11 protein-coding genes are annotated in these 15,654 nt (G+C 66.9%); 8 read left to right on the top strand and 3 right to left on the bottom strand.

Translation table 11 applies throughout. From position 1 onward, the window contains the following. The first annotated feature begins 377 nt into the window (after window positions 1–377). The 6 genes from SB816_RS07860 (at window position 378) to SB816_RS07835 (ending at window position 6,825) form a co-directional block, all read left to right on the top strand. Window positions 378–1,529 carry an ABC transporter substrate-binding protein gene (locus SB816_RS07860; RefSeq protein ID WP_211485570.1) on the top strand — a complete coding sequence of 384 codons (1,152 nt, stop codon included), beginning with the start codon at window positions 378–380 and terminating at the stop codon, window positions 1,527–1,529. A gap of 149 nt (window positions 1,530–1,678) precedes the next feature. After that, window positions 1,679–2,545 (top strand): branched-chain amino acid ABC transporter permease, encoded by an 867-nt coding sequence (locus SB816_RS07855; protein ID WP_006387153.1) that lies wholly within the window; start codon window positions 1,679–1,681, stop codon window positions 2,543–2,545. A 22-nt stretch (window positions 2,546–2,567) separates the two neighbouring features. Beyond that, a complete protein-coding gene (locus SB816_RS07850; protein WP_144654738.1) occupies window positions 2,568–4,349 on the top strand; it encodes an ABC transporter permease subunit in 1,782 nt (593 codons plus the stop codon). After that, window positions 4,342–5,046 carry an ABC transporter ATP-binding protein gene (locus SB816_RS07845; RefSeq protein ID WP_049073023.1) on the top strand — a complete coding sequence of 235 codons (705 nt, stop codon included), beginning with the start codon at window positions 4,342–4,344 and terminating at the stop codon, window positions 5,044–5,046. Before SB816_RS07850 ends, SB816_RS07845 begins: the two co-directional genes overlap by 8 nt. Before the next feature lie 19 nt (window positions 5,047–5,065). Continuing rightward, window positions 5,066–6,061 carry an NAD(P)H-quinone oxidoreductase gene (locus tag SB816_RS07840; RefSeq protein WP_410546740.1) on the top strand — a complete coding sequence of 332 codons (996 nt, stop codon included), beginning with the start codon at window positions 5,066–5,068 and terminating at the stop codon, window positions 6,059–6,061. Then, on the top strand, window positions 6,058–6,825 hold the full coding sequence (locus tag SB816_RS07835; RefSeq protein ID WP_049073021.1) for an SDR family oxidoreductase: 768 nt from the start codon (window positions 6,058–6,060) through the stop codon (window positions 6,823–6,825). Before SB816_RS07840 ends, SB816_RS07835 begins: the two co-directional genes overlap by 4 nt. A gap of 61 nt (window positions 6,826–6,886) precedes the next feature. Here the strand turns inward: SB816_RS07835 and SB816_RS07830 are convergent, their stop codons facing one another. Together SB816_RS07830 and SB816_RS07825 are read right to left on the bottom strand one after the other, a co-directional pair. Then, the gene (locus SB816_RS07830; RefSeq protein WP_336235283.1) at window positions 6,887–9,085 is read right to left on the bottom strand and encodes a TonB-dependent receptor; all 2,199 of its coding nucleotides are present in this window, start codon (window positions 9,083–9,085) and stop codon (window positions 6,887–6,889) included. A 289-nt stretch (window positions 9,086–9,374) separates the two neighbouring features. After that, complete coding sequence (locus SB816_RS07825; RefSeq protein WP_064524309.1) at window positions 9,375–10,346, bottom strand: pirin family protein; 972 nt, start codon at window positions 10,344–10,346, stop codon at window positions 9,375–9,377. A gap of 118 nt (window positions 10,347–10,464) precedes the next feature. On the opposite strand from SB816_RS07825, the gene SB816_RS07820 reads away from it, so the two are divergent. Both SB816_RS07820 and acnA read left to right on the top strand, forming a co-directional pair. After that, window positions 10,465–11,373 carry a LysR substrate-binding domain-containing protein gene (locus SB816_RS07820; RefSeq protein WP_410546739.1) on the top strand — a complete coding sequence of 303 codons (909 nt, stop codon included), beginning with the start codon at window positions 10,465–10,467 and terminating at the stop codon, window positions 11,371–11,373. 392 nt (window positions 11,374–11,765) lie between these two features. Further along, window positions 11,766–14,471: an aconitate hydratase AcnA gene (acnA, locus tag SB816_RS07815; protein ID WP_063582602.1), complete on the top strand. Its 2,706-nt coding sequence runs from the start codon at window positions 11,766–11,768 to the stop codon at window positions 14,469–14,471. A 101-nt stretch (window positions 14,472–14,572) separates the two neighbouring features. On the opposite strand, the gene SB816_RS07810 is transcribed toward acnA, so the two are convergent. Continuing rightward, complete coding sequence (locus SB816_RS07810; RefSeq protein WP_231132912.1) at window positions 14,573–15,523, bottom strand: OmpA family protein; 951 nt, start codon at window positions 15,521–15,523, stop codon at window positions 14,573–14,575. Between the last annotated feature and the right edge of the window lie 131 nt (window positions 15,524–15,654).

Below are 15,654 nucleotides of genomic sequence, written 5' to 3'. Positions count from 1 at the left end.
CTTTGTCTCCTGGATTCTTATGCTCAAACGCCTTTCGATCATATAGGATATATGATTCAAAGGGGAACTTTCTTGCCAGCAAAGCAGCCATGAAAAGGTTTGTGAAACAGCGCCCGGACAGCGGAATTTGATCTGCCGTGCAGGCAAAAACTGCCCGCAAACGCTTTATTCATGCGGCTTGAGGGAAATCCCCGATTCAGCCGACCAAGTCCGGCACTAGAATCCAGGACGAGGTTCTCACACCCCGCCGGCGCATATATCATATATTCAAAAACAGACGGACGACTCAGACAACAGTCCGCATCCAAACCCACAAAGGAGCGTAGACAGTGTTCAAGATCAAACAATTCGCCATCGCGCTGGGCCTGTGCGGCGTCATGGCCAGCGGCACCGCGGCGGCCGACATCAAGGTGGGCGCCCTCTTCCCGTTCAGCGGCGCGCTGGCGTTGCTGGGACAGGAGAGCTATCGCGGCCTGGAGCTGGCCGTCAACGAAATCAATGCCGCCGGCGGGATCAACGGCGAGAAGATCCAGATCATCAAGGCCGACGCGGTCGATCCGACCCAGGCGGTGTCCGAGACCAAGCGATTGATCTCATCGAACGTGGTCGGCGTGTTCGGCAGCTACGCCTCGGGCATCTCGTACGCGGCCTCGCCCGTCACCGAGCTGGCCGGCGTGCCCTACTTCGAGCTGGGCGCCACCGCCCACAAGATCACCACGCGCGGCTACAAGTACCTGTTCCGCAGCAACCCCAACACCGCGCTGTACGGCGTGTCGGTGGTCAACGCGCTGCACGACATCATCGGGCCGGGCATGGGCCTGAACCCGAAGGAAGTGCGCATCGGCATCATCCACGAGGACGGCCCCTACGGCACCGACGTGGCCGCCACCGAGAAAAAGCGCGCCCAGGAACTGGGCTACACCGTGGCCGAGGTGCTGCCCTATTCGGCCAAGACGGTCGACCTGTCCTCGCTGATCCTGCGCCTGAAGGGCGCCAAGGTCGACGTGGTGCTGCAGACCGCCTACCAGAACGACGCCATCCTGTACTTCAGCCAGGCGCGCGCCGCCGGCTTCAAGCCCAAGGTGGTGATCGGCGCCGGCGGCGGCTATTCGCTGGCCGACACCGCCAAGGCCGTGGGCGCCGACATGAACGGCGTGTTCGACCTGGACTTCCCGCAGGCGTCCATCAATCCGGCCGGCGCGCCCGGCCTGGACAAGTTCCTGGAAGCCTACAAGACCACCTACAAGAGCGACCCGCAGTCCGGCCACAGCCTGACCAATTACGTCGGCGCCAAGGCCTTCTTCGAAGCCATCGCCAACGCCAAGTCGACCGACAAGGACAAGATCCGCGCGGCCGTGCTGGCGTACAAGAAGCCGGCCGGCCAGACCGCCAACGGCTGGGCCTTCGACTTCGGCGAGGACGGCCAGAACAACGCCTCGACCTTCTACGTGATGCAGTGGCAGGATGGCAAGCTGGTCACCATCGCGCCTGACAACCTCGCGCTGGGCAAGCCCGTCTTCAAGAAATAGAACGCCGGGGCCGCCACCCGGCAGGCCCGGCACGGCAAGCCAGCAAACCGGACGCTCGGGGGCGTCCGGCGTTTCACTGGGGCCCGCGGCCCCGGCCCCGCCGGCGACGGCGCGCGGCCGGGACGCGCCCCGTTCCAAGAGGTTGCACCATGGATATCTTCATTCAACTGGTCATCAACGGCCTGTTGCTGGGCGGCGCCTACACCATCATCAGCCTGGGGCTGACGCTGATCTTCGGCGTGGTCCGCGTCGTCAACTTCGCGCATGGCGAATTCCTGATGATCGGCATGTACGCGGTCTACCTGATCGCGGCGCAGTTCGGCGTGCACCCGTACATCGGCCTGGTGCCGGTGGCGGTCATCCTGTTCGCGCTGGGCGCGCTGACGCAGAAAGGCATCATCCAGCCGCTGCTCAACGCCGACCAGCACATCCAGATCTTCGCCACGGTGGGCGTGTCCACCATCCTGCTGAACCTGGCGCTGGTGATCTTCGGCGCCAACGTGTTCCGCGCCCCGGTGCAACTGGGCACCAGCACCCTGGACGTCGGCAACTACTCCATGGTCACCGGCCAGTTGGTGACCTTCGTGGTCGGCCTGAGCCTGGCCGTGCTGCTGCACCTGTTCATGCACCGCACCTACCTGGGCCGCGCGCTGCGGGCGGTGGCGCAGCACCGCTACGCCGCCACGCTGATGGGGGTGAACGTCAACAACGTCTACGCCATCGCCTTCGGCCTGGGCACGGCCTTCGTCGGCATCGCCGCGGGCCTCCTGGCGCCTCAGTATCCGGTGTTCCCGACGGTGGGCACGTACTTCGTGCTGACCGCCTTCGTGATCGTGGTGCTGGGCGGCCTGGGCAGCCTGTACGGCGCGGTGGCCGGGTCCATGATCATCGGCATCGTCGATACGCTGGCCGGCTATTACATCGCCCCCGACCTCAAAGAGGTCGTCTATTTCGGGATCTTCCTCTTGATCCTTGTCCTGCGTCCGACCGGCCTGTTCGGCGTCGGCACAGAGTGATCAGAGCCACAAGGAGCGAGACGTGTTTCCCGACTTTCGAAGCCCCAAAGCCTACGTCAGCCTGATTCTGCTGATCGTCATGTTCATCGTGCCCGTCGTCACGGGCACGCCGTTCTGGACCAACCTGTTCGTCCTGCTGTTCGTCTTTTCCGCGCTGTCGGTGGCCTGGAACATCGTCGGCGGCTACGCCGGCCAGTTGTCGCTGGGCCACGCGGTGTTCTACGGCATCGGCGGCTACACCGCCACCCTGCTGACGCAGAACTTCGGCATCTCGCCGTGGTTCGGCATGCTGGCGGGCGCGGCCATCTCGGCGGCCGTGGCCATCATCATCAGCTATCCCACGCTGCGGCTGCGCGGGCCGTTCTTCGCGCTGGCCACCATCGCCATCCTGGAAGTGGTGCGGCTGCTGGTGATCCACGAGGAAAGCTGGACCGGCGGCTCCAGCGGCATCAGCCTGCCGCTGAACATCGGCTGGGCCTGGATCGTGTTCCGCGAGAAGATCAACTACGTGATCATCGCCTTCGGCCTGTTCCTGCTGGTGACCTGGGTCTCGTGGTACATCCGCAAGTCGCGCATCGGCCATTACCTGATCGCCATCCGCGAGCGCGAGGACGCGGCGCTGGCGGTGGGCATCCACACGGTGCGCGTCAAGATCATCGCCGCGGTGGTGTCGGCCATGCTGACCAGCGTGATCGGCACCTTCCACATCACTTACCTGACCTTCGTCGATCCCAGCTCGGCCTTCTCGCTGGAATTGTCGGTGCAGGTGGCGATGTTCGCGCTGATCGGCGGCCTGGGCACGGTGGCCGGCCCCATCGCCGGCACCTTCCTGGTGCTGCCGATCGCCGAGCTGGCGCGCGGCTGGCTGTCCAGCGTGGGCAACGGCATGCACGGGCTGATCTACGGCCTGATCCTGGTGGCGGTGGTGCTGACCATCCCGCGCGGCCTGGCCGGCGCCTTCGGTCCGGCCATCGAGCGCGCCCTGGCGCGCCTACCCTACCTGGGCACGCCGCGCGCCCGGCGCCAACTGGTCGAACCAGCCCGTCCGACCGACGCGGCGCGGCGCGAGCAGCCGGTGCTCAAGGCCGAGAACCTGTTCAAGAGCTTTGGCGGCCTGCGCGCCACCAACGACGTGTCGCTGACGCTGAACCAGTACGAGATCCTGGGCATGATCGGCCCCAACGGCGCCGGCAAGACCACGGTGTTCAACCTGCTGTCCGGCTTCCTGTCGCCCGACAAGGGCGCGGTGTCGATGGTCGACGCCAAGGGCAACTGGGTCTCGTGCAGCACGCCGGACGAGTTCGCGCACCAGGGCCTGGGCCGCACCTTCCAGATCGCCAAGCCGTTCACCGGCCTGACGGTATTGGAGAACATCATGCTGGGCGCCTTCATCCGCACCGCCGACCGCGAGGAGGCCGAGCAGATCGCGCTCAAGGTGGCCGAGGAAACCGACCTGCTCAAGTACCTGAACACCGAGGCCCGCAGCCTGACGGTGGGCGGCATGAAGCGGCTGGAGATCGCCCGCGCGCTGGCGATCCGGCCGCGCATCCTGCTGCTGGACGAGGTGATGGCGGGGCTGAACCCCACCGACATCGAGAAGTCGATCAAGATGATCCGCCGCATCCGCGATTCGGGCGTGTCGGTGCTGCTGATCGAGCACATGATGCAGGCCACCATGGCGCTGTCTGACCGCATCATCGTGCTGAACGAAGGCGCGGTGCTGGTGAGCGGCGCCCCCAAGGACGTGGTCGAGAACCCCGCCGTCATCGAGGCCTATTTGGGCAAGGAGTACCAGGATGCTTAAGGTTTCGGATCTGTCGTCGGGCTACGGCAAGAGCCAGGTGCTCAACGGCCTGAACTTCGAGGTCAATGCCGGCGAGATCGTGACGCTGATCGGCGCCAACGGCGCCGGCAAGACCACCACCCTGAAGACGCTGTGCGGCGTGGTTCCCGCCACCGCCGGCCGGGTCGAGTTCGAGGGCCGCGACCTGACCAACCGCACGCCCTACGACATCGTCGACGCCGGGATCACCATGATTCCCGAAGGCCGCCAGTTGTTCCCGCACTTCACGGTGCGCGACAACCTGCTGATGGGCTCGTACAAGCGCGCCGCCCGCCCCATCGTGCAGCGCAAGCTGGAGGAAGTGCTGCGGATCTTCCCGCGGGTGCGCGAGCGCCTGGGGCAGTACGCCGGCTCGCTGTCCGGCGGCGAGCAGCAGATGGTGGCGATCGCGCGCGGCATGATGGCCGATCCCAAGCTGCTAGTGTTCGACGAGCCCTCGCTGGGCCTGTCGCCGCTGCTGGTGCAGCAGATGTTCGACATCATCCGCGACGTCACGTCCCACGGCGTCACGGTGCTGCTGGTGGAGCAGAACGTGTTCCGCACGCTGCGCCTGGCCGACCGCGGCTACGTGCTGGAGAACGGCGCCATCGTGCGCACCGGCACCGGCGCCGAGCTGCTGGCCGATCCCCATGTCAAGAAGGCCTATCTGGGCCACTGAAATCCGAAGGACCGCATTCATGTCTCTACGCTGCACATTCATCGACCACGGCACCGGCGGCGCGCCCGATTGCCTGCGCCTGGCCGAACGCGAGATGGCCGCGCCCGCCGGCCGCCAGGTGTTGATCGAGGTCGCCTACGCCGGCGTCAATCGCCCCGACGTGCTGCAACGCTCCGGCTCGTATCCGCCGCCGCCCGGCGCCTCGCCCTACCTGGGACTGGAGGTCGCGGGCACCATCGTCGCCGTCGGTCCCGACGCCACGCGCTGGCAGGTCGGCGACCGGGTCTGCGCGCTGACGCCCGGCGGCGGCTACGCGCAGTACTGCCTGGCCGACGAGCGCCACTGCCTGCCGGTGCCGCGCGGCCTGGACCTGCTGTCCGCCGCCGCCATCCCGGAGAACTACTTCACCGTCTGGACCAACGTGTTCGAGCGCGCCCGCCTCGCGGCCGGCGAGAAGTTCCTGGTGCACGGCGGCTCCAGCGGCATCGGCCTGACCGCGATCCAGCTGGCGCGCGCCTTCGGCGCCGAGGTCTGGACCACGGTGGGCAACCAGGAAAAGGCCGAGGCCTGCCTGAAGGCCGGCGCGCAGCACGCGCTGATCTACCGCGACACCGACTTCGAGGCGGAGGTCCGCCAGGCCACCGGCGGCCAGGGCGTGGACGTGATCCTCGACATGGTCGGCGGCACCTACATCAACAAGAACATCCGCCTGCTGGCGGTGAATGGCCGGCTGGTGCAGATCGCCTTCCTGGAAGGCAGCAAGGCCGAAATCGACGCCCTGCCCATCATGACCAAGCGACTGTCGTTCACCGGCTCCACCCTGCGTCCGCGTTCCGACGAAGACAAGGGCGCCATCGCCCAGGCGCTGGCCGACAAGGTGCTGCCGCTGATGGAACAGGGGCGCTGCCTGCCGCTGATCCACCAGGTGTTCCCGCTGGAAGAAGCGGCCCAGGCCCACGCGCTGATGGAAAGCAGCCGGCACATCGGCAAGATCATGTTGAAGGTGCGGGCATGAGCGCGCGCTTCCAGGATCAGGTCATCATCGTCACCGGCGCCGTCGGCGGCATCGGTTCGGCCATCGTCGAGGGCTTCCTGGCCGAAGGCGGCAAGGTCGGGCTGATCGACTTCAATTCGCAGGGCGGCCAGGCCTACGAGAAGGAACTGAAAAAGCGCGGCCATGCCGTGACCTTCGTGCACGCCGACGTCTCGCACTTCGACCAGTGCCAGGCTGCGTATGACCGCATCACCCGCGACCTCGGCCCCGCCACCATCCTGGTCAACAACGTCGGCATCTCGCCCAAGACCGACGGCCGCGCGCTGAAGGTGTGGGAGATGACGCCGGGTGAATGGGACAAGGTGGTGGCGGTCAACCTGAACAGCGTGTTCTACATGACCCACCTGGCCACGCCGCACATGGTGCGCCAGCGCCAGGGACGCGTGATCAACATGTCGTCGGTGGCGGGCAAGGCCTATTGCGACATCGTCGCCGCGCACTACGCCGCCACCAAGGCGGCGCTGCTGGGCCTGACGCGCCACTGGGCCGCGGAACTGGGCGAGCACGACGTCACCGTCAACGGCCTGGCTCCGGGGCGCATCAGCACGCCGCTGCTGAAAAGCGTGCCCAAGGAGATCAACGACGCCGTGGCCGAGGTCACCGCGCTGCGCCGGCTCGGCACGCCCGAGGAAGTGGCCGACGCCTGCCTGTTCTTCGCCTCGGACCAGGCGCGGTTCGTGACCGGGCAGGTGCTGGACGTGGCGGGCGGCTGGTTGATGACCTAGACCGCCGGGACGTTGCCTTTCCTGGCCTGCGCGGCGCCCGCCTGGCGGCGGGCATCCGCGCTCAGAAGTCCATGCTGGCGCTCAGCGAGAAGGTGCGCGGGCCGCCCAGCACCAGGTAACCGTTGCCCGGGTAGCCGCCCACCGACGACCAGTAGTTGCGGTTGGCGATGTTCTCGACGCGGGCGCGCAGCGTCACCACGTGGCCGTCCACGTCCATCATGTAGCGCAGGCCGGCGTCGAAGCGGGTCCAGCCGGGCACCTTGAGGGTGTTGGCATCGTCCGCATAGGAGGCGCCGGTGTAGACCACGCGGCCGTCCACGGCCAGGCCCTGCACGCCGGGGATGTCCCATTCCGCGCCCAGGTTGGCCTGGAAGCGCGGCACGCCGATGACGCGGTTCCCGTCGATGGCGGTATTGCCGGTGGAACGCTGCTTGGCGTCCAGGAAGGTCAGGCCGCCCAGCACGCGCACGCGGTCGATCGGCTCGCCGAACACGGTCAGCTCGATGCCCTGGTGGCGGTCCTTGCCGGAGGCGGTGAACCGATTGGACGCGTCATAGGCCGCGCGCGGCTTGTCGGTGGAGAACAGCGCCAGGCCCGCGCCCAGGCCGCCGCCGTCGTACTTGACGCCGATTTCCTTCTGCTTGGAAACGTAAGGCTGCAGGCTCTCGCCGCCGTTGGGCACGGGCTTGCCGTTGGCCGTCTGCGGCGCCGTATCGCCGGCCACCAGGGCTTCGATGTAGTTGGCGTACAGCGACACGCTCGGCGTCACCTTGAAGACGATGCCGGCGGCGGGCGAATTGCGGCTGGCGTCATAGGCGCCGTTTTCCGTGCCGGTGTTGTAGGCGTAGCTGCGCGAGGACAGGCGCTGGTGGCGGATGCCCAGCGTCAGCAGCACCTTGTCGTCCAGGAACGACATCGTGTCGCCCAGCGCATAGCTGCTCATGCGGGTGCGGCCCTGCAGCGCCGGATCGTCCAGGTCGTTGCCGAACAGCGCCTTGGAACTGTAGGCCGGGCGGTCGTAGCTGACCGGATCGTAGATATTCGTGGAGAACGTGTTCAGGTAGTCCATGACATACGCGTTCTTCTTCTTGAGATCGAAGAAGGACGCGGACGCGACGAACTCGTGGCCGACCGGACCGGTGCGCACCTTGGCGCGCAGGCCCAGTTCGCCGGTGTTGACACTGTCCTTGCGGGTATTGTCGAAGCGGTAGAAGTTGCCATCGCCGGTGCTGCCGTTGGTGACGGTGACGTTGGCAAGCGAGTTGGCTTCGTCGCTGCGGCGCATGCCGAAGGCGGCCCAGCCGGTCAGCTTGTCGCTGAAGTCATGCTCGGCGCGCACGGTGCCGAATACGTCGCGCTCGTTCGAGTATGACCAGGGCTGGGCATAGTTGGAGCTGGCGTCCGGCGCGTCCGGCACGCTGGTGACGCCGCGCAGCGTCACGTTCGGACGCGCGCGCTTGAGCTTGTTCTCCTGCCAGCCGATGTCCGCGGACAACCGCGTGTCGGCCGAGCGCCAGTCCAGGCCCAGCGACACCAGGCTGGTGCGCGAGTGCTCGTCGTCGATGGCGGTGTCGCCGCTGCGGTTGGCCACGTTCAGGCGGATGCCGGTGCTGTCGCCGGGGCCGAAGCGGCGCGCGATGTCGGTGGAGACCGAGAACTGGCCGCCGCTGGAGATGCCGGTGGTGAAACGCGTGAGCGGATCGTTCGGGGCGCGCTTGGGCACCAGATTGACCGTGCCGCCAATGCCGTCGCCGCCGGGCGAGGCGCCCGTCAGGAAGGTCGACGCGCCGCGCAGCACTTCGACGCGCTCGAACAGTTCGGTGGCGATGTACTGGCGCGGCAGCAGGCTGTACAGGCCGTTGTAGGCCACGTCATCCGAACTGAGGATGAAGCCGCGGATGAAGTACGACTCCTGGAAATTGCCGAAACCGCGCGCCACGCGCACGCCCGGATCGTTCTGCAGCACGTCGCCGACGCTGCGCGCCTGCTTGTCCTGGATCAGCTCGTTGGTGTAGCTGGTGATGCTGAACGGCGTGCTCATGATGTCCTGCGTGCCCAGCACGCCGACGCGGCCGCCGCGGGCCACCTGGCCGCCCGCGTAGGGCTGGGCCAGGCCGCCGGCCGAAGCGTCGGCGCTGGCCTCGACCTTGATTGCCTCCATGGAGACGACGGAGCCGTCGGCGGCGGGCGCGGCGGATTGGGCATGGAGGGCGGTGTACGGCAGGGCCGCAACCACGCACGCAAGAGTTCGTATTTTCATATCGGGAATCGGTAGGCGGGCGCTTCGCAGGAAGCAGGGATCGCAACAATCCCGATGAGGGTCACGCGGGGTAACGGCTTGCCATTCGAACTGCCGCAAAGCCGGCCATGCCGGTCTTGTGGAGCCCGTTCACCAAGGGAGATTGAGATCGTGCGGGGTCGATTCTATATAAAACGAAATCATTCTCATTGCGTCCCTTAATATGGACGACAACTTTGTTGCTCGTTTACAACGATTAGTTTCCGATGGTTGTCCGCGACGCGGGCTTGCGCCCGGCCCGCGGGGCTCGTCAACCCGGCAGGTCCGCCGGGTCGCGCAGTCGGCCGAATTCCCCGGCTTCGTAGGCCGCCATGGTCTGTCCCAGGGCCCGCGCGTCCGCCATGACGAACGGCCCGCGCTGGATCACGGGCTCGTCGATGGCCCGCCCCGCCACCAGGAGGAAATGAACCGGCGCTCCGGCCGCCAGCAGTTGCAGCAGCCCATCGCGATCCGCCGTGGCCGTCAGCGCCGCCCCCGGCGGCAGGATGGCGAAGTCGGGATCGGGGGTGCGCCTGTCCGCCACCGCCCCCCGGCCGCGCGGCCGGAACGGCGCCATCGGGCGCGTCCCGAGATCCGCCGGCGGGCGCGCCGGCGCCGTGATCTGGTGGCGGGCCCGCACCCCGAGTTCGCCGTGGACCGCGTATAGCCAGGCGTTCCAGCCGGCCGGCAGCGTCACCAGCCGCGACGCCCCCGGGCGCAGCCAGCCATCCAGGATCAACAACGGCTCGGGGGTGGCCAGCGGCGCTTCCCAGCCATCGTAGCGGCCCGACACCACCCGCACGCGGCCGGCGTCGCCCTGCAGGACCGGCATCTCCCAGGCGCGCAGCAACGAGGCTTCGGGCGGCAGCGACTTGAGCCGCTGCGGCAGGTTGACGTACAACCGCACGCCGTTCAGGCGCGACTCTCCCACGGGCTGCTGATCGTGGATCACGCCGCGTCCGGCCACGGTCCAATGCAGGTCGCCGGCCCGGATCTCATGGTCGTTGTCCATGCTGTCTCGGCTGCGCAGGGCGCCGCGGCTGTCTTCCAGCAATAGCGTCACGGCCGACATGCCGGCGTGGGGGTGCGGCGCGAAGCTGGGGCCGGTCATGACGAAATGCTCCGCCAGCACCAGCGGCGACATGCCGCGCGGAAAATCGGGTTGGCGGAATTGCCGGAACGAACAGGCGTCGCCCGCGGGCTCGAACGGCTTGGCCACGGGCGGACTGAGGCGGATGGTCAAGGAGCTGCTGCCTGGATTTTTGGGTGGCGCAGAGCTTATGGGTTCCGCGTCCGGCACAGTAGACGCTAATTTCAGGAATAATTGTCCTGCGTTACAGGACAATTCCCCACCCTGGCCCATGCATTCCTATATCCATCATCTCGACGACCTGCTGCTTTTCACCGAGGTAGTGGAAAAAGGCGGTTTCTCCGCCGCCGCCCGCGTGCTCAATATGCAGCGTTCCAAACTCAGCCGGCGCGTGGCCGAGCTGGAGACGCGGCTGGGCCTGCGGTTGCTGCAACGCAACACCCGCCGCGTCTCGCTCACGCCCATGGGCGAGCAGATCTACGTGCATGCGCTGGCGATGGCGCGCGAGGCCCGCAGCGCCTTCGACCTGGCGGCGGCGATGGGCGACACGCCCAGCGGCCTGTTGCGTATGACCGCCCCCTCCGCCCTGGCCGTGTCCCTGCTGGGCGAATTGGTGTCGCGCTTCTGCCTGAAGCACCCCGGCGTGCGGGTATTGCTGGACACCCGCGACCAGATCATCGACCTGGTGGGCGAAGGCTATGACCTGGCCTTCCGCGCCCAGGGCGCCTCGCTCACGGATTCGAGGCTGGTGGCGCGCGAACTGGCGCCGGTGCCGCTGATCCTGGTGGCGGCTCCGGAGATGGCCCGGGCCGCGCCGCGCCATCCGCGCGAACTGAGCGCGTTGCCGCTGCTGGCCCACGCCACCCAGGACAGCCCGCAAAGCTGGCATTTCACCGGCCCCGCGGGTGAAGCCGAGTCGATCGAATTCCGCCCCCGCTGCCTCAGCACCAACCTGGCGGCGCTGCGCGAGATGGCGCGCGCCGGCCTGGGCGTGGCGCTGCTGCCCCACTATCTCTGCGCCGGCTCCCTGGCCAGGGGCGACCTGGCGCAACTGCTGCCCGCCTGGCGCGCCGCCCCGGCGCGCATCTATGCGGTCATGCCCGCCCGCCGCGGCGCGCCGCTGGCCCTGCGGCGTTTCCTGGATTTCGCCGCGGCGGAAATGCCGGCCTTGCTGGCCTGAGGCGCGGCGCCTGGATCACCAGCCCTTGCACCTGGAAGCGGTCGCGGAAATCTGCCTGGCGCATCACCCGTGCCACGGCCTCGCGCAGCCTGTCCACCTCGACCAGCGGCGTGCCGCGCGGCACGACCCCGCCTCCCGCCGCCATGCGCTTGTAGGACTTCTTTGTTAAAAAAAGGGGACTTGCAGGGACGACGCGGCTGCCGCACAGTAGGGGTTTGCGCGACCGCCGCGCAACCAGCAGGCCGGCGCGGGCGGGAACTTTGACGCGCCCTTTAAGTCTTATATAAGATATAAGACACAGACCGAACCCGCGCCGCTGTCGCCCGGAATGACAAACGCGTCGAAACGCCTGAAAATGCCGGCTTTACGCGGGCAAAACCACGGAGTCCATCATGCCGCACAACACCCTCGACACACTCAAGAATTTCAAGATCGGCAACAAGTCCTGTCAGTACTATTCGCTGCCGGCGCTGGGCAAGGCGCTGGGCGTGGACGTGCAGCGGCTGCCGGTCTCCATCCGCATCGTGCTGGAATCCGTGCTGCGCAATTGCGATGGCAAGAAGGTGACCGAGGAACACGTGCGCCAGCTCGCCAACTGGCAGGCCAACGCCAAGCGCGAGGATGAAATCCCGTTCGTGGTGGCGCGCGTGGTGCTGCAGGACTTCACCGGCGTGCCGCTGCTGGCGGACATCGCCGCCATGCGCTCGGTGGCCGACAAGATGGGCAAGAGCCCCAAGAGCATCGAGCCGCTGGTGCCGGTGGACCTGGTGGTGGACCACTCGGTCATGATCGACTACTTCGGCACCAAGAATGCGCTGGACCTGAACATGAAGCTGGAATTCAAGCGCAACCAGGAGCGCTACCAGTTCATGAAGTGGGGCATGCAGGCCTTCGACACCTTCGGCGTGGTGCCCCCGGGCTTCGGCATCGTCCACCAGGTCAACCTGGAATACCTGGCGCGCGGCGTGCACCAGGACAAGAAGAACAATATCTACTACCCCGATTCGCTGGTGGGCACCGACAGCCACACCACCATGATCAACGGCATCGGCGTGGTCGGCTGGGGCGTGGGCGGCATCGAGGCCGAGGCCGGCATGCTGGGTCAGCCGGTGTACTTCCTGACGCCCGACGTGGTCGGCGTGGAACTCAAGGGCAAGCTGCGCGGCGGCGTCACCGCCACCGACCTGGTGCTGACCATCACCGAAATGCTGCGCCGTGAAAAAGTGGTCGGCAAGTTCGTCGAGTTCTGTGGCGAGGGCACGGCCAGCCTGTCCGTGGCCGAACGCGCCACCATCGGCAACATGGCGCCCGAGTATGGCGCCACCATGGGCTTCTTCCCGGTCGACGGCCGCACCATCGATTACTTCCGCGGCACCGGCCGCACCGAAGACGAAATCGCCGCGTTCGAGGCCTACTTCAAGGCCCAGGACATGTTCGGCGTGCCCGCCGCCCAGGACATCAACTACACCAAGCTGTTGACGCTGGACCTGTCCACCGTGGCGCCGTCGCTGGCCGGCCCCAAGCGCCCCCAGGACCGCATCGAGATCGGCAACGTCAAGAGCACCTTCATCGACCTGTTCTCCAAGCCGGTCGCCGAGAACGGCTTCAACCAGCCGGCCGAGAAGCTGCAGCAGACCTTCACCACCAGCACCGGCACCAAGGTCAAGAACGGCGACATCCTGATCGCCGCCATCACTTCCTGCACCAACACCTCCAACCCCAGCGTGCTGCTGGCGGCGGGCCTGCTGGCCAAGAAGGCCGTCGAAGCCGGCCTGAAGGTGCCCAAGCACATCAAGACCTCGCTGGCCCCCGGATCGCGCGTGGTCACCGAATACCTGACCAAGACCGGCCTGCTGCCCTACCTGGAGAAGCTGGGCTTCGACGTGGCCGCCTACGGCTGCACCACCTGCATCGGCAACGCCGGCGACCTGACGCCCGACCTGAACGAGGTCATCACCAGCAATGACCTGGTGTGCTCGGCGGTGCTGTCCGGCAACCGCAACTTCGAGGCGCGCATCCACCCGAACATCAAGGCCAACTTCCTGGCCTCGCCGCCGCTGGTGGTGGCCTACGCCCTGGCCGGCACCGTGACGCGCGACCTGATGACCGAACCGGTCGGCCGCGGCAAGAACGGCGATATCTGGCTGGGCGACATCTGGCCGACCACCGAGGAAGTCGAGGCGCTGCTCAAGTACGCGCTGGACCCCAAGGCGTTCGAGGCCAACTACGGCCAGGTCAAGAGCAACCCCGGCAAGCTGTGGGAGAACATCAAGGGCGTCACGGGCGAGACCTACAACTGGCCCGATTCCACCTACATCGCCGAGCCGCCGTTCTTCGAAGGCTTCGGCATGACGCCGGGCGCGATGCCGACCGTCAAGAACGCCCGCGCGCTGGGCGTGTTCGGCGACTCGGTCACCACCGACCACATCTCGCCGGCCGGCTCCATCAAGGAAACCTCGCCCGCGGGCAAGTGGCTCAAGGAACACGGCGTGATGAAGGCCGATTTCAACAGCTACGGCTCGCGCCGCGGCAACCATGAAATCATGATGCGCGGCACCTTCGCCAACGTGCGCATCAAGAACCTGATGATCCCGGCGCGCCCGGACGGCAGCCGCTTCGAAGGCGGCGAAACCCTGTTCCAGCCCACCGGCGAACAGATGTCGATCTACGACGCGGCCATGAAGTACGTGGCGGCCGGCACGCCCACCGTGGTGTTCGGCGGCGAAGAGTACGGCACCGGCTCGTCGCGCGACTGGGCCGCCAAGGGCACCCAGTTGCTGGGCGTCAAGGCCGTCATCACGCGCAGCTTCGAGCGCATCCACCGCAGCAACCTGGTGGGCATGGGCGTGCTGCCGCTGCAGTTCAAGGGCAACGACAGCGTGCAGTCGCTGGGCATCACCGGCGAGGAAACCTACGACATCTCGGGCCTGGAGAACGGCATCAAGCCGATGCAGGACGTGACGCTGACGATCACCCGCAAGGATGGTTCGAAGCAGGACGTGACGCTGCTGCTGCGCATCGACACCCCGATCGAGGTCGACTACTACCAGCACGGCGGCATCCTGCCCTTCGTGCTGCGCCAGTTGCTGGCCGCGTAACGCGCGGGCCGCAAAGGCAAAGCCCCTGGAACCGAGGTTCCAGGGGCTTTTTTCATGGCCGCGCGCCGCCTGCCATCGCGACGCGTGGCAGGCTCACCCCATCATTGCGCGACCAGTTCGACCCGGCGGTTCTTGGCGCGGCCGGCCTCGGCGTCGTTGGCCGCCACCGGCGCCAGCGAGGCCACGCCCCGCGCCGACAGGCGCGCGGCCGGGATCTTGTAGCCCGCTTCCAGCGCCTTGACCACGGCGTCGGCGCGCTTTTGCGACAGGTCCAGGTTGCCGGCCAGCGTGCCCTGGTTGTCGGTGTGGCCGACCACGTAGACCTTCAGCTTCGGGTTGGCGTTGAGCAGCTTGCCCATCTCGTCGAGCGCGGCCTTGGACTCGGGCTTGACCTCGGCCTTGTCGGTATCGAAGTAGACGCCGTAGACCGCGACGCGGCCCGATTCGGCCAGCGACTTCTGCATGGCGGCCATGTCCAGCACCTTGACCTGCCCGGTCTGCATGGGCTTGGTTTCGATCACCTGCTGGAACACCGGCGTGATGTTGTTGGAGGTGTCGTCCATCACATCCAGGAACACGTAGATGTCGCCGGTGGGCGCCTCTTTCTTGGCCAGCACCGCGTAGTACTTGCCGCCGAACGCCGCGTCGCCCTGGCCGGGCTGGCTGACCTTGCCGCTGTTCAGGACGAACGACTGGAAGTCGCCGCCGCACTGCTCGTCGCCCTTGCATTCGAACAAGGTCTTGAAGCCGCCGGCCTGCAGCGCGCCTTGATAGTTGCGATAGACCTCCAGCGCCGACTTCTTGCCGTCGATGCGATAGGCGATGCGCGTCAGCTTGCCTTCCAGCGTCAGGCCCCTGGCCTCGCTTTCGCGGGTGATGGGCTGGTTGGGCATCACGGCTTCGTCGTAGTCCTTGAATTCGTAGGCACGGATCTCGGCGCCCTCGAAACGCGTCAGGGCGGGATGGTCGCGGGAGCCCTCGACGTCCTCGGCCCAGGCGGACGAAGCCGCCGTCAGCGTGGCGGCAACGATGGCCAGACTCGCGGCTTTCACGATATGCGCATTCACGATCTCTACACTCCCGGCCGGATGGCTCCGGCATGCGTCCAGAACAAGGAAACGCCCGCGATGCGGGCGGCAGCCATTATGCATAGACGCAGCGGCGGTTGGAACCGCATGGGGTA

Origin of the sequence: Achromobacter sp. SIMBA_011 (genome assembly GCF_046535435.1) — a bacterium.
Lineage (GTDB): Bacteria > Pseudomonadota > Gammaproteobacteria > Burkholderiales > Burkholderiaceae_B > Achromobacter > Achromobacter dolens.
Note: the sequence above shows the minus strand (reverse complement) of the source record. Positions and strands in the feature narration are given on the sequence as shown.